Annotated in this window: 19 protein-coding genes; 2 read left to right on the top strand and 17 right to left on the bottom strand. The window is 51.4% G+C overall.

Annotated elements, in window-relative coordinates:
• Positions 1–102: 102 nt before the first annotated feature.
• The 5 genes from DXC57_RS07145 to DXC57_RS07125 are packed head-to-tail and all read right to left on the bottom strand — an operon-like array spanning position 103 to position 4,183.
• Positions 103–1,323 (bottom strand): aldo/keto reductase, encoded by a 1,221-nt coding sequence (locus tag DXC57_RS07145; RefSeq protein WP_118651757.1) that lies wholly within the window; start codon positions 1,321–1,323, stop codon positions 103–105.
• Positions 1,320–2,000, bottom strand: a complete 681-nt coding sequence (locus DXC57_RS07140; protein ID WP_118651755.1) for a GntR family transcriptional regulator — start codon at positions 1,998–2,000, stop codon at positions 1,320–1,322. The genes DXC57_RS07145 and DXC57_RS07140 overlap by 4 nt, the downstream gene beginning before the upstream one ends.
• On the bottom strand, positions 1,984–2,895 hold the full coding sequence (gene ispE / locus DXC57_RS07135) for a 4-(cytidine 5'-diphospho)-2-C-methyl-D-erythritol kinase (RefSeq protein ID WP_022360083.1): 912 nt from the start codon (positions 2,893–2,895) through the stop codon (positions 1,984–1,986). Before ispE ends, DXC57_RS07140 begins: the two co-directional genes overlap by 17 nt.
• Positions 2,896–2,950: 55 nt before the next feature.
• On the bottom strand, positions 2,951–3,652 hold the full coding sequence (locus tag DXC57_RS07130) for a GNAT family N-acetyltransferase (RefSeq protein WP_118651753.1): 702 nt from the start codon (positions 3,650–3,652) through the stop codon (positions 2,951–2,953).
• A gap of 3 nt (positions 3,653–3,655) precedes the next feature.
• On the bottom strand, positions 3,656–4,183 hold the full coding sequence (locus tag DXC57_RS07125) for a peptidylprolyl isomerase (protein WP_022360081.1): 528 nt from the start codon (positions 4,181–4,183) through the stop codon (positions 3,656–3,658).
• Positions 4,184–4,466: 283 nt separating this feature from the next.
• On the opposite strand from DXC57_RS07125, the gene DXC57_RS07120 reads away from it, so the two are divergent.
• Positions 4,467–4,907 (top strand): hypothetical protein, encoded by a 441-nt coding sequence (locus tag DXC57_RS07120; protein ID WP_118651751.1) that lies wholly within the window; start codon positions 4,467–4,469, stop codon positions 4,905–4,907.
• Positions 4,908–5,415: 508 nt separating this feature from the next.
• On the opposite strand, the gene DXC57_RS07115 is transcribed toward DXC57_RS07120, so the two are convergent.
• The gene (locus tag DXC57_RS07115; protein ID WP_118651749.1) at positions 5,416–6,774 is read right to left on the bottom strand and encodes an amino acid carrier protein; all 1,359 of its coding nucleotides are present in this window, start codon (positions 6,772–6,774) and stop codon (positions 5,416–5,418) included.
• 241 nt (positions 6,775–7,015) lie between these two features.
• Between DXC57_RS07115 and DXC57_RS07110 the strand changes: the two genes are divergently transcribed.
• Positions 7,016–7,993, top strand: a complete 978-nt coding sequence (locus DXC57_RS07110; RefSeq protein WP_117796288.1) for a zinc dependent phospholipase C family protein — start codon at positions 7,016–7,018, stop codon at positions 7,991–7,993.
• Between the two features lie 136 nt (positions 7,994–8,129).
• Here the strand turns inward: DXC57_RS07110 and DXC57_RS07105 are convergent, their stop codons facing one another.
• From DXC57_RS07105 to DXC57_RS07055, 11 genes are all read right to left on the bottom strand, one after another.
• A complete protein-coding gene (locus tag DXC57_RS07105) occupies positions 8,130–8,723 on the bottom strand; it encodes a hypothetical protein (RefSeq protein ID WP_181357194.1) in 594 nt (197 codons plus the stop codon).
• Between the two features lie 188 nt (positions 8,724–8,911).
• A complete protein-coding gene (locus DXC57_RS07100) occupies positions 8,912–10,657 on the bottom strand; it encodes a D-alanyl-D-alanine carboxypeptidase family protein (protein ID WP_118651747.1) in 1,746 nt (581 codons plus the stop codon).
• A 14-nt stretch (positions 10,658–10,671) separates the two neighbouring features.
• Positions 10,672–11,628, bottom strand: a complete 957-nt coding sequence (locus DXC57_RS07095) for a glycosyltransferase family 2 protein (protein ID WP_117796321.1) — start codon at positions 11,626–11,628, stop codon at positions 10,672–10,674.
• Between the two features lie 110 nt (positions 11,629–11,738).
• On the bottom strand, positions 11,739–12,632 hold the full coding sequence (locus tag DXC57_RS07090) for a LicD family protein (protein ID WP_118469173.1): 894 nt from the start codon (positions 12,630–12,632) through the stop codon (positions 11,739–11,741).
• A gap of 121 nt (positions 12,633–12,753) precedes the next feature.
• Positions 12,754–14,109, bottom strand: coding sequence for a lipopolysaccharide biosynthesis protein RfbH (gene rfbH, locus DXC57_RS07085; RefSeq protein ID WP_022360072.1), 1,356 nt, complete (start codon positions 14,107–14,109; stop codon positions 12,754–12,756).
• An 88-nt stretch (positions 14,110–14,197) separates the two neighbouring features.
• Positions 14,198–15,262 (bottom strand): CDP-glucose 4,6-dehydratase, encoded by a 1,065-nt coding sequence (gene rfbG, locus DXC57_RS07080; protein WP_118651745.1) that lies wholly within the window; start codon positions 15,260–15,262, stop codon positions 14,198–14,200.
• Positions 15,263–15,521: 259 nt separating this feature from the next.
• Positions 15,522–16,295, bottom strand: coding sequence for a glucose-1-phosphate cytidylyltransferase (gene rfbF, locus DXC57_RS07075; protein ID WP_022360069.1), 774 nt, complete (start codon positions 16,293–16,295; stop codon positions 15,522–15,524).
• A gap of 26 nt (positions 16,296–16,321) precedes the next feature.
• Positions 16,322–17,785 carry a hypothetical protein gene (locus DXC57_RS07070; RefSeq protein ID WP_118651743.1) on the bottom strand — a complete coding sequence of 488 codons (1,464 nt, stop codon included), beginning with the start codon at positions 17,783–17,785 and terminating at the stop codon, positions 16,322–16,324.
• Positions 17,782–18,717 (bottom strand): glycosyltransferase family 2 protein, encoded by a 936-nt coding sequence (locus DXC57_RS07065; RefSeq protein ID WP_022360066.1) that lies wholly within the window; start codon positions 18,715–18,717, stop codon positions 17,782–17,784. The genes DXC57_RS07070 and DXC57_RS07065 overlap by 4 nt, the downstream gene beginning before the upstream one ends.
• Before the next feature lie 16 nt (positions 18,718–18,733).
• Positions 18,734–20,923: a hypothetical protein gene (locus tag DXC57_RS07060; protein ID WP_118651741.1), complete on the bottom strand. Its 2,190-nt coding sequence runs from the start codon at positions 20,921–20,923 to the stop codon at positions 18,734–18,736.
• Between the two features lie 78 nt (positions 20,924–21,001).
• Complete coding sequence (locus DXC57_RS07055) at positions 21,002–21,637, bottom strand: SIS domain-containing protein (RefSeq protein WP_118651739.1); 636 nt, start codon at positions 21,635–21,637, stop codon at positions 21,002–21,004.
• Between the last annotated feature and the right edge of the window lie 8 nt (positions 21,638–21,645).

The raw sequence follows: 21,645 nt of genomic DNA, 5'->3' as shown, positions 1-21,645 counted from the left end.
GCAAATTCCTGCTGCCACCACGTTTTCTTACGGCACTTTCGGTTCCAAAAGTGCCTATCCGTGAACAGTTACGGAAAAATGCCTCTTGCATTTATCCTCTCTTTACAGTCTCTTCCCTGCAAGGACCTCTTTATAATCCTTATAATTCTCCTCCAAAAGCTTCGGCGTATCCAGACCATACGGGCACATCGACTTGCAGTGTCCGCAATGCAGGCAGTCCTCTATCTTCTTCATCTTCGCCTGTCCCTCCGGGGAGAGGTATCTCGCTGACGGAGAACGGCGCAGAAGCAGGGACATACGCGCACAGTTGTTGATCTCGATTCCTGCCGGACACGGCATACAGTAGCCGCAGCCCCGGCAGAATTCACCTGCCAGCTCTTTCTGGTCTTTTTCAATAACAGCTTTCAGCTCGTCCGTCAGTTCCGGTGGATTGCCGATGTAGCTTAAAAATTCGTCCAGCTCGCTTTCCTTCTGTACCCCCCAGATCGGCAGTACATTCTCAAACTGTGCCATATAGGCATAGATCGCAGCCGAATTGGTCAGCAGACCGCCCGACAGACCCTTCATTGCGATAAATCCCATTTCGTGCTCCGCACAGGCCTTCGCCAACGCGATCTCCCGCTCGGTGGAAAGATAATTAAATGGGAACTGCAGGGTATCGTAAAGCCCCGACTCGATCGCCTCCTCCGCAATGCTCATGCGGTGGTTCGTGATGCCGATGAAACGGATTTTCCCCTGCTCTTTTGCCTCGAGCATCGCCTCATAAAGACCGCTTCCGTCTCCCGGCTTCGGACAGACTGCCGGATTGTGGAACTGGTAAATGTCCACGTAGTCTGTTTTTAAGTTATGTAAACTCGTCTTCAGATCCTTCCAGAAGCCTTCCGCCGTCGTTGCCGCTGTCTTGGTCGCAATATAGATATGCTCACGCACGTCGCTCAGCGCATAGCCGATCTTCTCCTCACTGTCCGTATAAAAGCGCGCCGTATCAAAGAAACGGACACCCGCGTCATACGCCTTGCGAAGCAGTACCTTCGCATCATCAAAAGAAATACGCTGGATTGGCAGCGCGCCAAATCCATTTTTATTGACAATAATATCCGTCTTTCCAAGGGTAACCGGCGTACCGGCTACCCTTTCTCTTGCGTCCAGCATCTCTTTCAGCGCCTCGTCGCTGTCATCGATCCAGACATCCTCCTCATCGGCGTTGAGACCGAGATATTTTGCCAATGTCCGCTCATCATCCGACCGGTTCCAACGGGAAATATAGCGATCGATTTCCTCAAATGGTACCTGTCCGGACAGGTACAATTCTTTAAATGTCATACTTCCTTCCGCTCCTTTAAATTCTTAAGTACCGTGATTTCCTGGTTATCTATGTGCCCCCTGGCTACCGCCTTTGCCTCCGCCATATGGCGCAGACGCAGTGCCGCCAATATTTTTTCATGCTCTAACTGCAGAATCTGCCGTTTATCCTCGTCCTTGATGTATTCCAGACGGAACCGGTACATCTGCTCACGCAGGTTGTTCAAAATCTGCACCAGACGCTTGTTGCGGGTCGAATAGTAGATCACGTCATGGTATGCCTCGTCCGTCTCCGCGATCTTCATCGCATCGCCCTGATCAATCGCCGCTTTAAATGCTTTCTGTGCTTCTTCCAATGCCTGCATATCTTCTTCCGTCATGCGCTGGCACGCCAGCTCAATCGCCAGTTCCTCCAGCGAACGGCGCACTTCCAGCACATCTTTCAGGCTTTTTTCCGAAATCCGCGCCACCTCCGCGCCGCGCCGTGGAATCATCAGAACGAGTCCTTCCAGCTCCAGCTTGCGGATCGCCTCACGGATCGGGGTGCGGCTGACGCCCAGCTTCTGTGCCAGCTGAATCTCCATCAGGCGCTCGCCCGGTGCCAGCTCTCCCTTTAAGATTGCCTGCCGGAGTGTGTTGAATACCACATCCCTGAGTGGGAGATATTCATTCATTTTAACCTCAAAATTGTTCCCCATCTGCGTGCCCCTTCCTGTTGTAAAAACTAGTCAGGTATACCTGTTTCGCCAGATCCTGGCTGCTGCCATAGCGGAGTTCCTCATACGCCGCCTGCGCCGCCGTCTGGTTCGTAAACAAGCCAAATACGGTTGGACCGCTTCCGCTCATCAAAGAGCCGTCCGCGCCCATCTCCATCATCTTATCTTTGAGTGTCTGAATCACCGGATTTTCCGGGATCGTCACCGTTTCCAGCACGTTTCCAAGCTGTGAAACGACGCCGGAGAGGTCTTTTTTCTCGATCGCCGCCCGCATCGCATCAATATCCGGATGCGCCTCTGCGCCCAGAGACGGCAGATTTAAGCTCTCGTACACATGCTTCGTCGAAACGCTGACCGCCGGTTTGGCAATCAGCACGCGGCACTGCGGCATCGGCGGAAGCGGTGTCAGGATCTCCCCGATTCCCTCCGAAAGAGCCGTTCCCCGCATGATACAGTACGGCACATCCGCCCCCAGACGGACGCCGCGCTCCATCAGCTCCTGTTTCGAAAGCCCCAGTCCGAACATCTTGTTGACACCAAACAGGACTGCGGCCGCATCGCTGCTGCCGCCTGCCATCCCGGCTGCCACCGGGATAAATTTCTTCATCTTGATCTCCACACCGTCGCGGATTCCAAACTCATCCATCAGAAGCTTCGCCGCGCGGTAACCTAAGTTATTTTCATTGTCCGGCAGATAATAAAGGTTCGTTGAAAGACGGATTCCCTCTTCCTCCGTCCGGTTCAGTTCGATCGCGTCGTACACGCGCACCGTCTGCATGATCATCCGCACTTCGTGGTAGCCGTCTTCTCTCCGGCGGACTACATCCAGACCGAGATTGATCTTTCCATATGCTTTCAGCTCCAGATGCCTGATCATCGGTCATTCCTCCCATCGTTCCCTTAGTGTAATCACACTAGATTGTATTTTTTCATTATTTTGTATACAAGCTATTATATCCTTTTTGCATACAAAATACAATAGAATCCTTGCAGGATGAAGGTACCTGAATGAATCCCATTTTTTCCGCCAATATCCGCGAAGCCGTGTTGGAACGCTTCGTGCAAAGCCGGATCTTATCCAGCTCCAGCGTTTCAAACCCATATTTCACAATCGCCCGGCAGGCTTCCAGCGCATAGCCCTGACGGCGGAACGGTTCATAGATATGATATCCCAGCTCTCCGTCCGTCAGCCCCGCCTTTCCAACCAGCACACCGTCCACGCGGCGTTCCAGCGCCCACAAACCGCACTCGGCAAAGCGGTACTGGTGTTTCCGGTATTCCTCGCGCTTGTTCCAATCAGAAAAAGTTCCGTCGGCATCCTCAGCGGATGCCGGTTCCAACGGATCGTCCTGGGAAAATTCACGGATGATGAGGCGGTCAGTTTCAGCGATGAGCCACGGGAGAGCCAGGTGGCGGCGGACGACGCGTTCCAGAAATGTTTCATCGGCGTCTTCAGGGTCTGTAATAAGGTAAAGGCAAGATGAATAGTCGGCCGGCTGTTTTTCCTCATTTTCCCTCCATAAGCCAACAATAGCTCTCCCGGCTGCTTTCGCAGCCTGAAGAGCTTCGTTTTCATCGGAGAGGATCACCGGGTATGTCTGTCCCGCAATGGTTACTTCTCGTTCGATTGTCATAGATTATCTTTCTTTTCCTTTTTCCGGCTCCGGGTACTCCTCGCCGAAGGTGTCAACGGTCATCTTTTTGATCTTCTGCTCTTTCAGCGGACGATCGCCCCAGTCGGTGCGGACGCCGGCAATCTTGTCCACGATATCCAGACCTTCAACTATCTTCCCGAAGGATGCATACTGACCATCCAGATGCGGGGAAGTCTCATGCATGATGAAGAACTGGGAACCTGCGGAGTTCGGATCCATCGCACGCGCCATGGAGAGAACGCCCTTGGTGTGCTTGAAATTGTTCGTAAAACCATTCTGGCTGAACTCACCCTTGATGGTATACCCTGGACCGCCCATACCATTTCCATTCGGGCATCCGCCCTGAATCATAAAGCCCTTGATGACACGGTGGAAGATCAGACCATCATAAAAGCCCTTCTTGATCAGGCTGATAAAATTGTTGACTGTGTTCGGCGCAATCTCTGGGTAGAGCTCTGCCTTCATGATATCACCATTTTCCATCTCAATGGTAACAACTGGATTTTTCATGTATGTTTCCTCCTGAATTTTAAAAAATACCTCATTAAGTGGTCACATTATACCATAAGAACGTTCGAAAATCGACTGTTTTTCGTTCCATATTTGTCCATTTTCTTTACATTTCGTAAGTTTCTCCTCACAATTCATTCACATTTATGGCTTAAGATGTATAGCACAATGTCGAAATGGACATTCTATGCGAAAAGATGAATGTTGCGCTCAGGAATCATCATCTGTCCTGCATCATACATCTGTGAGCAAACCAAGTCAAAAGAAAGGTTGGTAATGTACTATGAAAAAAACATATTTTGCAATCCTGGGCGCGGCTGCGATCCTCTCGCTCGCAACCGCCTGCTCTTCCCAAAACGTGAATGAATCGACTGCTAATGAATCGTCCCAGTCCGCCTCCTCCGGGTCCAGCTCGAATGGCATGGACGAAAGCAGCCCGATGGATGATTTAAAAGAAGACGCCAAAGACACCCTTCTTCCATCCGAGGGAACTGCCGATACAAAACAGTCCACAATGACTGGTACGATCAGCGACATCAAAGACTTTATGTTTACGATCACCGCCGACGGAACCGATTATGCATTCAACTTCGAGCAGGATCAGAAACCAGACGGGCTTTCTGATGTAAAAGATGGGGATAAAGTTACCGTAACGTATACGGGAACCGTCAGCGAGGTGGATGCATTCAGCGGAACCGTTTTATCAGTTAAAAAAGCGGAATAAGGATTGTTGACGTTACTGTTCACGCATACGTGCCCAGTAACGGAATTTGCCGTGGCTTCGCATTTAAATACGGCAAATTCCTGCTACCACCACGTTTTCTTACGGCACTTTCGGTTCCAAAAGTGCCTACCCGTGTACAGTAACTTGTTGACACTCTTTATACCCATACTTTTTATGGCAGTCTTGACAGACGAAGCACGCAAATTATCTGCGTTTCCTGCCCAGGCTGCCATTTTCGATCCTCTGAACATAAAATATATTTATCGTAATCATGGAATCCATGTTCCGCGTTCATATTTCGTTCACACTTCATTAAAAAACCTTTTACACAATTAACATGGTTTCTTCACGATTTTTCCCTATACTATAACCATAGCAACAAGCAATGCTTACAAATTTTTTTCATAATACCGAGCTGAGTTTATATCAGCTCTCCTCCCTTTTTCAATACCAAAAGACCTCTCACTGCTGGAGAGGTCTTTTGTTGTATCTGAATCCCTCAACTCTCTCACCATTCCGGTCTTCGTACCTTCCTGCCAAGCAGCACCAGCGCTGCAAGGTTTGGCACCGCCATCAGCCCATTGAAAATATCAGATACCGCCCAGACGGCTTCCATCCGGCTGACGCAGCCGAGAAAGACCGAGGCAAGATAACCTCCGTGATACAAAATACATATTTTGTCGGCACGCTTCTGTGGGACATCCCGCATCAGCCATCCAAGTGCCTGATCGCCGATGTAAAACCAGGCAAGGATCGTGGCAAAGGCAAACAGCACCATGCACGCCGCCGTCACTATGCCGCCTGCATTTCCAAAACGGGCTGCCAGAGCCGCCGCCACCGCGCCGCTGCCGCCCAGGGAATCGATCTTCCCGGTCAGATTGTGCGGAAAGACACAGAGCAGTAAAAAAGCGGTCAGGCTGCACCCTATGATCGTATCGAAAAACACCTCGAAAATTGCCCACATTCCCTGTTTCTGCGCTTCCTGCCTCTGTCTTAGCCTCCCCTTTCCCTCACTCATCCCATGCAGCACCGCCAGACTCCCCAGGCCCGCCTCATTGGAAAACACACCGCGCGATACCCCGCTCCGGATCGCCGCTGCCATTCCGTACCCGGTCATCCCGCCCGAAATTCCTGAAAAATTCAAAATACTGCTTCCATCCGTCTGTCCTGCATTATCTGCCAGTCCAAATGCCCCGCCCACAATGTTCCCCAATACTTCCGGTATCTGATCGTAAAAGCTGAACACGGCGATTCCACCTGCCAGCAGATACAGCCCCGCCGATACCGGTACCAGCACCGAAGCCGTCCATCCGATGCGTTTTGCCCCACCAAAGAGCACCACGGCAGTCAAAACTGCCAGTATGATACCGGTTCCAAGCGGCGGCAGGGACGCTGCATAGCGCAGACTATCCGCCAGAGCCCCCGCCTGTACCATACATCCCATTCCAAGCGACGCCAGCACGCAAAACAGGGCATAGCATTTTCCAACGAAACAGCTTCCAACCCCATTTTCCAGATAGACATAAGGTCCGCCCCCATACAAAATTCCCAGATAAACCTCCGTATATGCCAGCGCCATCCCCAGAAATGCCGCCGCCCACATCCAGAACACAGCACCCGGACCACCGATCGCCAACGCGGCTGCCACGCCCGTGATATTTCCCGTTCCGACCGTCGCCGCCAGCGCGGTGCAGGTCGTCAAAAGCTGTCCTTTCCCGCCGCTCCCAACCGTCTCTCCCCACCAGACTCTGATATGACGGATCGGAAATCCCCGCAGACGCACCATGCAGAGGACTCCAACCGCCAGAAACAGTCCCAGAAGCCACGGTCCCCACACCATTTTCTGTACGATTCTGAGCGCTTCCATCCGAGCACCTTTCTATATCTATTTTCACTCTATCAAACCAATCTTATGATTTACTATGATATTTTATTCTCCAAGCCGTGATATTGCCTTCCGAGAACTCTCTTTCCATCCACCTTTTCTTACACTTTCTGTAAACATCCGCAAACCCCATGACAAACCAGACCGGCAGTGCTACAATAAGCATATCGGACAGGCGGACAAATTTCCAAATCTCTGTCCTTCTGGAAAGGATGAAAACAATATGCCAGGTTTTACCACGCACTATATATTCGGCATGAAAGCATACAACGATATGCCGTTCACACCCTTAAAACACACGATCGCCAAATACCGCTGGCTCTACCAGCTCGGTCTGCAGGGACCGGATATGTTTTTCTATAATATCCCGATCCTGCGCCACCGCGATTACCGCAACGTCGGTTCCTATATGCACGAACACAAGGTAAACGCCTTTTTTGAGTGCTGTCTGCGCCGTATTGGAACCATCCGCTCGCGCCAGCAGCAGGAGGAAGCCATCTCCTATCTGGCCGGATTTATAAACCATTACATTGCCGATTCGATCTGTCATCCTTACGTGTACGGGCGCATCGGCTATCCAGTGGATGCCCCGACCTCCATGCATCACGGGATGCACGCACATCTGGAAAACGAGCTCGACGCGATCCTGCTCTGGAAATATAAAAAAAAGAAGCCGTCCGAATTTAACCAGACCGCCACGATCTGTCTAAATGGACAGGAAATCCAGTTTATTTCCCATTTCCTGGCTTCCTGCATCAACGAAACCTATTATCCGATCACCTACCGCAACAACTTCCAGGTTACTCCGGCGATGGTGCACCGCTCCATCTGGGCGCTGCGCTTCGGCTGCCGGACACTCTCGGACAAGAACGGCAAGAAAAAATTCGGCATTGCACAGGTCGAATCCATCTTCGTCAACCACCCAGTTGCTTCCGCGAAAATGGTAACGGACTCCGTAACCGACTACCGGAGCAGCTGTAACCTAAACCACGAAGCATGGGGCAACCCGTGGGATCCGACCCGCGTCTCAACCGCCTCGTTTGTTGATCTCTTCCATGAAACATTGGACAAATGCAGCCGTGTCTATGCGCTTTTAAACAGCGCCGTCACAGACAACATGCCGTTAGATAAACAGGATTTATCGCCGCTTCTGGCTGAACTGGGGAATGAGTCTTATCACAGCGGACTACCTGTTGAGTGAAAACACGTACTTCGGTTCCTGGTAAATAAAAGCTGTCATATGAAGAACACTCATCTGTTTCTCATATGACAGCTTTTTTGATCACTTTTCTCTTAATTATACACAGAAAATATCCCGTGTCTGTGCAGACAACCTCTTATTCTGCGTTCTCTGTCTCTTCCTCCGCCTCAGTCGTATCGTACTCGCCTGCTGCTTCTTTCTCTTTCACCTTGGAAATCAGCTCTTTGGTATCCGGAAGTTTGAAATCTGCGCCAGCCTCATAGGAACCACTGATAAACCATGCGTCCTCGTTATCCTGGTCGCTCTCCGGAACGATGCTGTAGGACAGTGCATACTGTTTCCACAGTCCGCCGTAGGAATCTTCACCAGACATCTCAATCGAGAAGTCCTGGGTGTGGACAATGTCGTTGAATCCCTTGATTAAATCTTCCGCATAGGTTCCTATCTGATCATCCGGCAGATCATCTGCCACTACCCAGATCAGCATGATCTGTTTCTTGTTCGGCTCCATATAGAAATGGAAATCGCGGCCGTACTCGTAGGTACTTGTATCCTTGAACATGTCTTCCGCGTCCGTGCTGACCTGTGTCCAGTCGATCTCAACATTTTCCTGGGTCTCAAAATTCGGATCTCCGACTACCGTCTCAGAAGTCGGTTTTACAATCGTACTCTCCGTGCATCCGCTGAGCAGCGCCATACACGCAACCATCATTATCAGAAGTTTTTTCATCGTGTTCTTCTATCCCTTCATTCACTCATTCACAGCCGGAACCAGCCCGAACCGCATGGCTATTATATAATATCGCCTTTTGTTTTTGTAGTCATTTTAGAAAAATTCAAAAAATCTTCATACTTTCCAAAATTTCCCGTAAACAATCCATCTGGACCATTTTACCGCCATTTAGCGCATCCAGGTTGTCAATCCAAATCCTCAACCGTAAGCTCTGTGTCATCCTCCTGCACACCCTGCTGTGTTTTGGCATCCTCTGCCTCTTTCTGTGCAGGTTTTTCTTTCAGCGGCTTCTTTTCCGTGGAACCAGTTCTTACTTTTCCACTCTCTGCCAGCCGGGACGCGGCTGCATCTGCCGCCGGAACCTGTCCTGAACCAGATCGCACATCCATGTCAGACTCCGCCTGCTCTGTGCTCTCATCTGCCTCCGCTGTGCCAGGCGCCCTGTAGGACGCGCCCATCCGCTTTTCAAGCAGTTTTTCAAACTCTTCCCGCGAACAGCCGATCTCCTGCAGACGCTGTCTTCTCCGTTTTCTCCGCTCCTCCTGGCGTCTCTTTTCTTCCTGACGACGCTGGTAGAACAACCATACAAGCGCCGCACACGCCGCTGCCAGAAGCACACTGACGACCACAATCAGCACCGTTCTCACCGATACTTTCGGAAGTTTCGGCAGGGTCAGGTGGAACGAAGATTTCGCCTGCTTCGGTTTTCCGGACGCGCCTGTATTGGATGCTGCCGGATCCGATGCCGTATTTCCGTCATCCGAAGCCGTTTCCCCGTTTGCTGCCGCTTCTGCCGCCGATGCGCTGATCAGATACACCTGTCCGATCTTGCGGTCGTTGTATTTGTAAGAAAGCAGTGCCACCGCGCCCAGCGGTGCATCCTCCGGCAGATCCGTTACCACCGTCTTCTCCGCATCCGCAAACGAAGCATCCTTCGGGATCGTGATGACTGCCGACGTATCCATCGATAAATCGGACGGCTGATAGCTATTGTCTCCGATCTGCACCGGCTGATCGCCGCTTGTGTATGCCGTCTCATTTTCCGAAATATTTACATTTTCAAACCGTAGAAAGCCGAAATCCAGCAATGCAATCGTATCCTGATAATGGGTCGCCTGCGTACTCTTCATCGTGACCGCGATCTGGCGTCTATCATCCTTGATCGCATAGGTAACAAGTGTCTGCCCGGCAATCGATGTGTAACCGGTCTTTCCGGCCACCGCATATGGATAATAGTTCGGACTCTCTGTGTCAGTCGTGATAAGAAGCTTGTGCTCCGGCTGGATGGTCACACCGTCCGGATTGTTCTTCGTCGCCGGTAATCGGTAGCTCTTATCCTTACTGATCGTTAAAAGCGTGTCATTTTTATACGCCGCCGATGCGATCAGCGCCATATCATACACAGAAGTGAGCTGTGTGTCGTCATTCAGACCGGACGGATTCGCAAAATGGCTGTTTTCACAGCCAAGCTCCGCCGTCTTCTCGTTCATCATCTTCACAAAACCGTCGCGGCTTCCGCCCACATGCTCCGCCAACGCATTCGCCGCCTGGTTGGAAGAACGCATCAGCAGCAGGTAGAGACAATCGCGCACCGAAAGCGTGTCGCCCTCCTCGATGGCGTTCTTGTTTCCGCTGCCATCTTCCACGTTGTAAACGGCATCGTGGGAAAATGTGACCGTATCATCCAGACTGCTGTTCTCAATGACTACGAGCGCCGTCAATATTTTCGTGATACTTGCCGGTGCCTTCTGCACATGGATGTTCTGCCCGAATAAAACCGCCCCGGAGTCCGCATCCATGACAATGCCTGCCTCCGACTCGATCCCCGTATCCGAGGGCCAGTCCGGCTTTGCAAATGCCGTCATCGGCATTCCGGCAGCCATCAGTGCCGTGATCATCAAACTTATCAGTAAACGTCTTAATCTCTTCATACGATTCCTTCCTGTCAGCTTTCCTTTTCCGGAAATCCTTTTGTATCATGAACGATATAAATTGGACGATCCTTCAATTCTGTAAACAGGATCGCGATATACTCCCCGATAATTCCCACAATCACGAACAGCATCGCGAACATAAAGCATAAAAGCACTACGATCGTCGCGTAACCATTGGGCGTTCCCTTGACCGCCCACTCATAAATCGTTTCCAGCATCACGAGCAGCCCCAGAAAGCCCACGATAATTCCCGAGTAAATGCCGAGCTTTAGCGGCAGATCCGAAAAGCAGAGAATCGTATTGATCGAAAATTTAAATAATTTCCGGATGCTGTACTTGCTCTCGCCCGCCACCCTGGCTCTCGCCTCATACTCGATGGTCGTCCGGTTAAATCCGATATTCTGCACATAGCCGCGCAGAAAACGCACTTTTTCCCGGTAATTGGTCTTTAACACCTGCGCCGCATTGGCAGTCAGCGCAAAGAAATCGGATGCGTTATTTTCCAGCTTCACATCTGAAATCTTGTTCAAAAATTTATAAAAAGCAGAAGACGTCAGGTTTTTGATGAATCCAGCCGATTTATTTTTCGTCCGGACCATGTTGATAACCTCATAGCCCTCTTCGAATTTTTCGATTATCTGCGCCACACATTCCGGCGGATGCTGCAGATCGGCATCCATACACACGATGCCCTCCCCGCTGCTGTGGTCCAGCCCCGCAAGCATCGCCGCCTCATGGCCAAAGTTACGGGAAAAGTTGATCACACGTACCCGCGGATCCGCTGCTGCCAGTTCTGCCAGAATCTGCCCCGAGGCGTCCGCACTTCCGTCGTTGACAAAAATCAGTTCGTAATTCCACGGCAACGCCTCAAAAACCGGAGTTGCCTCCCGATAGAACTCATGCAGCGCCTTTTCCTCGTTGTAAACAGAAATCACGATCGAGATCGTCTTTGGTTTCTGTCCGTTCATATTTTCCATCCTGTTCTGCATGGTTGACTGTCTGGTTTCATTTTTCTTCTTATCTTCCATGCTGTCTGTCCGTTTTTTCTTATCTTTCTTACTCATATTTCATCTTTCAATTAAGCATCCGGGTCATCCAAAATTTCGATCGCTATCGAAGAATGTGCCGGAACCCGTTTTTCCACCGGCGGCAGCGTCATATAGTCGCCGTAAATCCACTCCAGCACATGCTCATAGCCCACCGGCACCATCAGCTTTGTATCCTCAAACGGCAGATCCACCGCGTGCTCGCACCATGCGCCCTCCAGCGTTACATAGAGATAATCCGGCTGGTAATTGCTGTAATACCAGTGTTTCGTCTTCTTTTTGCGATCCTTCGCCGCTGCAAGTCTCTGCAGCTTAAATAAAACCGGCATCGGGACAAGGTGTCCCACACCTGCCAGCACACCAACCCGCAGCTTATCCATCAGGCTGTATTTGCTGAAATCAATCTGATCACGGTGTGCGATCGCCATTCCATAAATAACCTTCTGAAGAAATTTTGCGCTCCACGCGCCCACCTTACTATCCGGCAGGCGGTCAAGGACGAACAGATCCACCCAGAGATGGTTTAATTTTCCCTCATAAAACTGCATCTGCTCATTGTCCTCATGGACGCGGCTGTTGTCATAGATGACGCGCGTTGTAAAATCATAAAACACCTTGCCGCCCCGGATCTCCTCCGGGCGCAGCAGGGACATTCCCTCCGGCAGCTCCCGCGGCGCTACCTTCAAAAACATCTCATAATTGGCACGTGTAAATGCCAGATCGACATCATCATCCCACGGGATAAATCCCTCATGACGCACCGCGCCCAAAAGTGTCCCGGAATCCAGCATATAGGAAATCTTGTATTTCCGGCAGATCCGGTCTATCTCCTTCAAAAGGCGCAGATTCGCCCGGTGAACCTTCTCAAGCCCCGGATACGGCGGCAGTTTGACCGCCCTGCGGCTCTCTGATTTTTCCTCATTCATGATGGTTGTCCCCTCATTTTCTCCTGTAACTGTTCATTCTCTGTCACAGCTACTCATTTTCACAGGCATTTTCTTACAGGCAGAGTATCTCCCCACCTGTGAATTACCGCGGTCCCCGTCCCTACTGACGGCATGCCTCACGAAGTGTCTTTGCCATATAATCAATCATTTCATCTGTCATGCCCGGATAAACGCCGACCCAGAAGGTATCGCGCATGATACGGTCGGTATTTTCCAGAGTTCCGGCTACGCGGTAGCCGCAGTTTTCTTTCCGCATCTCATCAAAGCACGGATGCTTGATCAGGTTTCCGGCAAAGAGCATACGCGTCTGCACGCCCTTTTCCTCGACATATTTGACTACCTTGTTCCGATCCACGCCCTCTTGGCAGGTCAGAAGGAAACCAAACCAGCTCGGATCGGAATGCTCACAGGCAACCGGCAGGATATATGCGTCCTCGGTTCCGGCAAGTCCCGCTTTCAGACGGGCGAAATTGTGTTTTCTGCGCTCCACGAAGGATGGAAACTTTTCAAGCTGCGCGCAGCCGATCGATGCCTGCAGGTCGGTCGCCTTTAAATTATATCCAAAATGGGAGTATACATATTTATGGTCGTAGCCAAGCGGCAGCTCACCATACTGGCGGTCAAATCGGTGACCGCAGAGGTTATCGCAACCGGACGGGCAGACACAGTCGCGTCCCCAGTCGCGGAAGGAACGGATAATCTTGTTTAAAAGCGGATTGTCCGTGTACACGGCGCCGCCCTCGCCCATCGTCATGTGGTGCGGCGGATAAAAGCTGGACGTTCCGATATCTCCGATCGTACCGGTAAAATGCCACTCGCCGTTCAGCTCATAGCGGCTTCCGAGGGCATCACAGTTGTCCTCCACCAGCCACAGGTTATGACGGTCACAGAATTCTTTTACCTTCTGTAAATCAAACGGATTTCCCAGTGTATGGGCGATCATAACCGCTTTCGTCTTCTCTGAAAGCGCCGCCTCCAGCTTATCGGCGTCGATGTTGTATTGTGGAATCGTCACATCCACAAACACTGGAACTGCGCCATACTGGATCGCCGGGGTTACCGTCGTCGGGAAACCTGCCGCAACCGTGATAATCTCATCGCCGCGGCACACCCGGCGCTCTCCCAGCAATGGGGAAGTCAGCGCCATAAATGCGATCAGGTTCGCGGAGGAACCGGAGTTTACAAGGGAACAGTATTTGACGCCCAGGTAGTTCGCAAGCCCCGCCTCAAACTGATCGGTGTAACGTCCGGAGGTCAGCCAGAACTCCAGCGCACTGTCTACCAGATTGACCATCTCATGGTTATCGTAAACGCGGGACGCATACGGAATCCGCTGTCCCTCGGTAAATTCTTTTTTCTGATTATGATATTTATCACAATACTCTGCCACCAGATCGAGAATCTGCTGACGCGCAGCCTCTTTTCCGTCCGACAAGGTTACTTTTTCTTCTGACATGTTTCTCCTCCTGCTTTTGCTACTGCTCTCTGCCGCACCCGTTCTGCCTGCTGCCAGACACACCTTTCGTGCAGCCGCCTGCATCTATCTATTTTTCTTCAAACCGAGCCGCATACGCCCGGATCTGCTCATCCGTCACCTCGCGCATATCCGCTCCGGCAAGCCACTTCTTCGACCATTCCACCGTCGCAGCCATCGCTTCTTCTACATGGAAGTGCGGCTTCCAGCCAAATACCTTTTTCACTTTGGAACAATCCAGTTTCAGAAAATTCGCCTCATGCGGACCTCCGTCATAGCGGTTGATCCAATGCATCCCGCCGCCCCATGTTTCACAGAACAGATCCGCCAGACGTCCTGTATTGACGCAGTCACAGTCATCCGGTCCGACGTTGTAGCAGCCCGCCAGCTCCGCATTTTCCCACTGCGCCTTTGCCACCGTCAGATACAAAAACAGCGGCTCTAACACATGCTGGAACGGGCGCGTCGAATGCGGATTCCGCACGATGATCGGCTCTTTCTTTTCCGCTGCGCGCACGCAATCCGGCACGATCCGGTCCGCCGCAAAATCACCGCCGCCGATCACATTGCCAGCACGACAGGTTGAGACGGCGCAGCGGCCGTCCGTGAAGAACGACTGCTTATAGCTGTGTGTCACCAGCTCCGAACAGGATTTGCTATTGGAATAGGGATCATAGCCGTCCAGCGGGTCATTTTCGCGGTAACCGTACTCCCATTCCTTATTTTCATAAACCTTGTCCGTCGTCACATTGACGAGAGAGCGGACGGATTCACACTGTCTGGCGCATTCCAGCACATGAACCGTACCCATGACATTCGCCGCATACGTGCCGACCGGATCCCGGTACGACTCGCGCACGATCGGCTGCGCTGCCAGATGGAGTACAATCTCTGGCTTCGTCTCATCAAACACCTGTTTTAAATGGGCAAAATCGCGCACATCCCCATCCACATGGTGAATCGTCTCCCCCAGATGCAGGATCTCAAACATCGACGGCTCGGTCGGCGCTTTCAGCGCATAGCCGGTTACCTCCGCCCCCGCCAGATGGAAGATGCGGACCAGCCAGCTTCCCTTAAAGCCTGTGTCACCGGTCACAAGGACCCGTTTTCCTTTATAAAAATCAAGAAGTTCCATGGTTTTCCTCTTTTTAATTAATTTCGTGATTTCATCACTCCATTATCTTTGCTGAGTGCTCTTATTATATTTCTCACCCGTCCACTCACGAACCCGCGCTATCGCGCTCTACCGCCCTGCTTCGCATGGCTGTTCGTTCGTTAATGGCGCAAGAAAAGAATATGTCTGCTTCGCAGCCGCATTCTTTTCTTCTGCGCTCATTATACCATACTTTCTTACAGGATTTGTGTATATTCCTTGAATTTTCCCTTACAGTATATTATTTCCACAGCTTCCAGGGCGCATTGCCTTCCTGCCACATCTGTTCCAGCTGCATCTTGTCACGCTGGGTATCCATACATTTCCAGAAACCGTCGTGGCGGTATACCATCAGCTGTCCGTCCTTGGCAAGCTGCTCCAACGGCGCTTTCTCAAAGACGGTATCATCGCCCTCGATATAGTCAAAGACGCCCGGTTCGAGTACCATGAAGCCGCCGTTGACGATCTTGCCGTCATCATCGTTCTTCTCACGGAACTCGCGGATGTGTCCGTCGCTGTCAACATCCATGACACCGAAACGCTGTCCGATGTTGACGCCGGTCAGGGTCGCGATCTTGCCGTGCTGCTTGTGGAATGCCACCAGCGCGTCCAGATCCACGTTGGAAACGCCATCGCCGTAGGTCAGCATGAACGTCTCATCCCCAATGTAATCGCGGATACGTTTGATACGACCGCCCGTCATCGTGTGCAGTCCGGTATCGACCAGCGTCACGCGCCACGGCTCGGAATAATTGTTATGCACCTGCATCTCGTTCTTCGCCAGATCGAAGGTCACATCCGACGTATGCAGGAAATAATCGGCAAAATACTCTTTTACTACATACTGTTTGTAGCCCAGACAGATCACAAAATCATTGAACCCATACTGGGAATAGTGCTTCATGATATGCCAGAGAATCGGCTGTTCTCCGATCTCGATCATTGGCTTTGGTTTTAAATGGCTTTCCTCGCTGATTCGTGTGCCGAATCCACCCGCTAATATTACAACTTTCATTGCGCTTCTCCTTCTGTCCATTATTTTTATCGAAATATATTCAAATGGTTTTCTTCCAAAATTCTCATCGCATCCCGCACTGCATCCGGGTCGTTATGCAGGTAGGTTTCCAGATCCTCATCGCTCGCCGTCCGGTAATTCAGTCCCAGCTCCCTTGATACCTGTAAATATGCTTTCCGGTACGGCGCTGTCCGGATTTCTGCCCGGGTTGTCCATGCATTTCCAAAGACCGTCAGCACGGTAAATGCCAGCATACAGACCTTTAAAAGTGTGCGGGCTGCCCGTTTCTCCGGCACGCGTGTTTTCGCCTTATCTGCCTCTGTTTCCTGCGCCTTTTCCCGGCACATACTCCAGACGAGTGCAAACGTAAGCAGAATTCCTACAATTCCCATCTGATACTGTATCTCGTATCGCGAGGACATCCCGTACTCGTCCTTCAGGAAAATCCACCGCGCCGCCAGCACCAGCAGATGGTTACAGCCGCCGCTGAGAACCAGCAGAAGCGGAAAAATAGTCTTTTTATAAAGCTGAAACCGCACATTCAGATACAGTGCCATCAGATACGAAACAAACACTGCCAGCCCCAGCAGATACACCAGATGCAGCCGGACAAACCAGGGGCTTCCTGTCTCCAGCTCCTGAATCTGCGCCACGCCAATCACCGACGATGCCACCGCTTTCAGCAGAAACCGCAGGAAAAAGAGCGGCTGGGCGGCAAATTCCTGAGCGATTGAAACATCCGTCACTGCTCCACGGTGCACGTAAACTGCCTGTGAATTGCTCCAAAGATATAATACCATCGCAAGAACCGTTGTCAATGCCCCGATGCACCAGGTTCTCCGGCACTTTCGGCTCCAGGAGCGGCTGCTTGTTTCAGCACCCCCGCGCCGATCCGCCAGCCACAGTGCGCCGTATGCCAGCACCAGAATCACCGCATAGCCGCCGCTGTACGGTCCTGCCACCAGCACGACCAGCAGGATCGGCAGAATTGCCAGAAGCACCCGGTCAGACATATTCCGGCACCGGGTCGCCGCTGCATGGTCGAGGACTGCAAAATGGAATAAAAATCCGGAGATCGACAGAGTGCAGACCCAGCCGGTCCCGTTCGTCATCATTTCCCATTTATTCAGACTGAAATATACAAACTGAATCAACAGGAAGGAAAGATAGCCGACCGAGCGGTTCCGCTCTGCGTAGAGTGCCAGCACCGCCGCGCCCGCACCCAGGCTCAAAACACCCAGAATCATGTCAAAATACGTATTATAGCCAAATAGTTTCACATTGATGATGCGCCCCAGATACGTGATCGGAACGCGCGTCAGGATATCCGGTACAAAGAATTTCGCCGGATTTGTCACATCCGGCAGATACGAATTGATCAGCCGGATATAATCCGAATACGCCACATTGTCCGAGGCATGAAATATATACCAGATATAAAATAAAATCCCCAAAATAACCGGAAGTCCTAAAAATACACGGCGTTTCATCCGTTTCTCCTCTTTAAAATGCTCAGCTGGTTCAAGTAAAGTTCAAATAACTGACGGTGTTTCTTCGTAATAACCTCCAGAATCACACCACTGATCCACAACAGGAACGAAATCACATAGAGCCCGGAACACGCGATCAGGGTCGGGAACTTCGGCACCATGCCGGTTGCCAGATAGCCGCTGAGCACCGGCGCGAAAAATGCCGTTGCAATCGCAAAACAAATGAGTCCCAGCCATCCAAAGAACGCAAATGGCTTGTAATCCCGGAAGAGTCTCGCGATCGTGCGTAGCACTTTAAATCCATCCGAAAACGTATTTAACTTTGACACACTTCCCTCCGGGCGGTCACGGTATCCAACCGGGATCTCCACCAGCTTAAAGTTCTTGTCCAGCGCATGAATGCTCATCTCCGTCTCAATCTCAAATCCGGTCGAAAGAATCGGGAAGCTCTTGACAAATTCATAGTTAAATGCGCGCGCGCCTGTCATGATATCCTTGATATTGCTCTTGAAAATCAGGTTGATAAGCCCACGCACCAGACGATTTCCCGTATTGTGGAACGGACGCTTATTTTCGGTAAAATACGTCGAAGAAAGGCGGTCGCCGATGACCATATCCGCTTTTCCCTGTAAAATCTGATCTGCCAGCTTTCTCGCGTCCTCCGCCGGGTAGGTATCATCGCCGTCCGTCATGACATAGCACTCCGCGTCAATGTCGCGGAACATGCTGCGGATGACATTTCCCTTGCCCTGCTGGTATTCATAGCGCACAACCGCGCCTGCCTCCCTGGCAATCTCATCCGTGTGATCCGATGAATTATTGTCATATACATAGATTGTTGCCTCCGGCAATGCCTCGCGGTAGTCCTTGACCACCTTGGCAATCGTCTGGCCTTCATTATAACACGGAATTAATACCGCTATCTTGTCCATTTTTCTCCTCCCGTTTTCACTCTTCCACCGTTTTGGCGGACCATTCCGGATTGATCACAACAGCCCGTTTTGTCTCAGCTGTACTTACCAATTCCAATTTTATCTCTCTCTGAAGCCCTGTCAGATCAAGCTGTACTTCCATCGGTTCATATTCCTTCTGTCCCGCCTGGATCACAGCAGCCGTCCGGCTGTTTGTCCCATCCGAGGCGATGATTTCCACTTCAAATGGCTGCTTCAGCACCCAGTAGTCCGGATCACACAGAACCGCCCGGATAGTCGGATGATCGTCCCCGCTGGTATTCTCCCAGCGCCATTCTGGTACTTCTTTTTCCGGTTCCTGTGCATCCATGAAAATCTCCTGTGTGCGGTACCAGCAGTTTTCGCGTCCATGCGCCATCTCAAGCCCTGCCAGCGTAAAGGACTGGCTGCCCTGCAGGATTGTTTCCTGATACTCCATATCATGCACGTACCATCCCGCCTCATTCATCCATTCCAGATAGCTTTCCAACGTCTCAAGTCCCTGCGGGATCATGTCATAGACGCCCTCGCCTGCCTCCATCGCCGCCTCGATTTCATCGATATAGGCGTCTTTCTGCTCCGAAAGCTCATTGACGATCGAATACCGGTTCCAGACCGGCACATCTTCGCCCGCAAGCCGCGCATAACTTCCCACATCCGACCAGGTCAGGAAAATGCGGTCAATCTTGGAACGTTCTTCCGGTGTAAACAGCTGATGATCGTGAAATACGTAAGGCAGGTTGCTGCGGATACTCTCACGGCTCACCGCCCGCATCGCCCATTCCCCGCCGTTCCAGACACAGGTGTAAGCATCGTAAGCGCGCCCGGCGTAAACAACTATAAACATAATTGCAAATATAACGCCGCCTGTCAGCCTGGGAGAAATGGAAGCCATTCCCTGCAGCACCAGGCACCCGCAAAGCATTCCGGCAAATAAGATTCCGCCCATAAAATAGCGGCTGTGCCCCGTCGTTGCCGCCCAGAGGACAAAGGATGCGGCATACAGCAGAAATAAGGTTCCCGTCCTGCTGCTGACCCGCTTCCAAATCCAGCAAAGCCCGGCCCCCGCCGCTCCCAGATACATCAGCGCCAGATCCAGGTTGTATTTCGCCGGAATCTCACTCAAGCGGTAATCTGGATGCCGGATCATCGAATATGCCCACAAAAGAAATTCTTTTATATTGCTGGGTCCCCATCTCGGATCCTTAAAGTCCGTTTCCCCAAAATACGGCGAATGAAACAGGCTGTTATAATAAGGATAAACTGGATTTTTCATCGCTATCCCATTATAAATCAGGTACACGCTGACGGGAATCACCCCCGTCACCAGACACCCCAGAAACAGCTTCGGTGTCAGGTACTTCCGGATTTTCCACAGATACAGAAGCACCAGCGGCACCAGATACACGATATTCGTCATCTTGAGGCAGAACAGGATTCCACCAAACAGGCAGAATAAAACCGCCTCGTGCTCCCGCTTCGCCTCATCCAGCCCGCGCAGAAGCAGAAATACCATTTCCAGCAGAAACGGCAGCGCCAGAAGCTCGACCATGTAGCTGCCGCTCTCCTGAATCAACTCCAGGCGGCTGACAATCAGAAATGCCAGTACCGGCGCAAGATGCTTCGACCAGCTGCATTTTCTTTCCAGCCGGTCTGCCTCCATGCTCAGGAACACCGTTACCTGCCGATAAATCACAAGCATCGCCAGTGCGTTTAACAATGTCCCCATCCGAAGCCCCAGAAGTGCCCGGAATGGATAAAACATCCGGTCGCCCAGCCGGAAACCGAACATCTGGAACCGTCCCGGTATCACATGATAATGAAGGTTGTCCACAAATCCGGGAATCTGCGACAGCAGGTGATAGTTCTGCGTATCATAGCTCTGATCCGGGGCAAATCCCTTGACCGAAAAGAACGCCAGGATGAACAAGCTTCCCGCTATAAAAAACGGGCTCACTCCCGCATGGTCCCATTCAAATCTTCCGATTGCCGCCATGACAGCGCCGCATAAAACGAGCGCTGCCGCCCGCGACAAAATCGTTCCCTGTGGTACATGTAAAAGCCATGCCAGAAGATCCAGCACTTCCAGCCACCAGATAAAAAGCGTATAGGCAAGCAGCACTGCAAAACTGCGGGTAGTGACTCTCCATTTTGCCGTTTTGTCTGCCGGCCTGTTTCCAAATAACATACTTTTCCCTTGTAATCATCCAGTTTTCTTCATGAACCTGCTGAATCATTACTTCCTTTCCATGAAACAAAATATATCTTAAAAGAAATATTCTTCCAACATCAGGCACAGTGCATGGTACACCGGAAGATGCAGCTCCTGAATCTTAAATGTCTCCTGCTCCGGCACGACAATCGCAGTGTCGCTGTACCCACGGATCCGCCCGCCGTCGCGTCCCAGAAGCCCGATAACCTTAAGCCCCTTTGCCTTTGCCGTCACGGCTGCATACAGGACATTTTTTGAATTGCCCGAGGTTGAGATTCCGAGGAACACATCCCCCTCTTTTCCATATCCAAGCACCTGTTCCGCGTAAATCATGCTGCCGTCCACATCATTCATAAATGCGGTGGTCAGTCCTGCATGGCCAGTCAGCGCGATCGCCGGAAGTCCCTGCTGCAGCTTTTCAGAAAGTTCCGCTCCCATCTGCGGGTCTACCGTTTTAAGCGCCGCCTCTATCTCCGCCGAAACTAGGCGTTTCTTCACAAACCCCTTCATCAGCTCGCCCACGATGTGCTCCGAATCCGCACAGCTTCCGCCATTTCCGGCAATCAGAAGTTTTCCGCCGCGCTCATAGCACTCCTTCAGCGTCTCATACGCAGTGCGAATATCCGCTTTCACCGGTGCAAGAACCGGATAGCGGCTGATCAGTTCGTCCAGATACTCGTATTCCTTCATGATTTCTA

The sequence above is a fragment of the Clostridium sp. TF06-15AC genome (genome assembly GCF_003481165.1).
GTDB lineage: Bacteria > Bacillota > Clostridia > Lachnospirales > Lachnospiraceae > Otoolea > Otoolea fessa.
Note: the sequence above shows the minus strand (reverse complement) of the source record. Positions and strands in the feature narration are given on the sequence as shown.

Coding starts and splice junctions, on each gene's coding strand:
- DXC57_RS07145 (WP_118651757.1), bottom strand. CDS start 1,323: ATGACATTTAAAGAATTGTACCTGTCCGGACAGGTACCATTTGAGGAA.
- DXC57_RS07140 (WP_118651755.1), bottom strand. CDS start 2,000: ATGGGGAACAATTTTGAGGTTAAAATGAATGAATATCTCCCACTCAGG.
- ispE (WP_022360083.1), bottom strand. CDS start 2,895: ATGATCAGGCATCTGGAGCTGAAAGCATATGGAAAGATCAATCTCGGT.
- DXC57_RS07130 (WP_118651753.1), bottom strand. CDS start 3,652: ATGACAATCGAACGAGAAGTAACCATTGCGGGACAGACATACCCGGTG.
- DXC57_RS07125 (WP_022360081.1), bottom strand. CDS start 4,183: ATGAAAAATCCAGTTGTTACCATTGAGATGGAAAATGGTGATATCATG.
- DXC57_RS07120 (WP_118651751.1), top strand. CDS start 4,467: ATGAAAAAAACATATTTTGCAATCCTGGGCGCGGCTGCGATCCTCTCG.
- DXC57_RS07115 (WP_118651749.1), bottom strand. CDS start 6,774: ATGGAAGCGCTCAGAATCGTACAGAAAATGGTGTGGGGACCGTGGCTT.
- DXC57_RS07110 (WP_117796288.1), top strand. CDS start 7,016: ATGCCAGGTTTTACCACGCACTATATATTCGGCATGAAAGCATACAAC.
- DXC57_RS07105 (WP_181357194.1), bottom strand. CDS start 8,723: ATGAAAAAACTTCTGATAATGATGGTTGCGTGTATGGCGCTGCTCAGC.
- DXC57_RS07100 (WP_118651747.1), bottom strand. CDS start 10,657: ATGAAGAGATTAAGACGTTTACTGATAAGTTTGATGATCACGGCACTG.
- DXC57_RS07095 (WP_117796321.1), bottom strand. CDS start 11,628: ATGAACGGACAGAAACCAAAGACGATCTCGATCGTGATTTCTGTTTAC.
- DXC57_RS07090 (WP_118469173.1), bottom strand. CDS start 12,632: ATGAATGAGGAAAAATCAGAGAGCCGCAGGGCGGTCAAACTGCCGCCG.
- rfbH (WP_022360072.1), bottom strand. CDS start 14,109: ATGTCAGAAGAAAAAGTAACCTTGTCGGACGGAAAAGAGGCTGCGCGT.
- rfbG (WP_118651745.1), bottom strand. CDS start 15,262: ATGGAACTTCTTGATTTTTATAAAGGAAAACGGGTCCTTGTGACCGGT.
- rfbF (WP_022360069.1), bottom strand. CDS start 16,295: ATGAAAGTTGTAATATTAGCGGGTGGATTCGGCACACGAATCAGCGAG.
- DXC57_RS07070 (WP_118651743.1), bottom strand. CDS start 17,785: ATGAAACGCCGTGTATTTTTAGGACTTCCGGTTATTTTGGGGATTTTA.
- DXC57_RS07065 (WP_022360066.1), bottom strand. CDS start 18,717: ATGGACAAGATAGCGGTATTAATTCCGTGTTATAATGAAGGCCAGACG.
- DXC57_RS07060 (WP_118651741.1), bottom strand. CDS start 20,923: ATGTTATTTGGAAACAGGCCGGCAGACAAAACGGCAAAATGGAGAGTC.
- DXC57_RS07055 (WP_118651739.1), bottom strand. CDS start 21,637: ATGAAGGAATACGAGTATCTGGACGAACTGATCAGCCGCTATCCGGTT.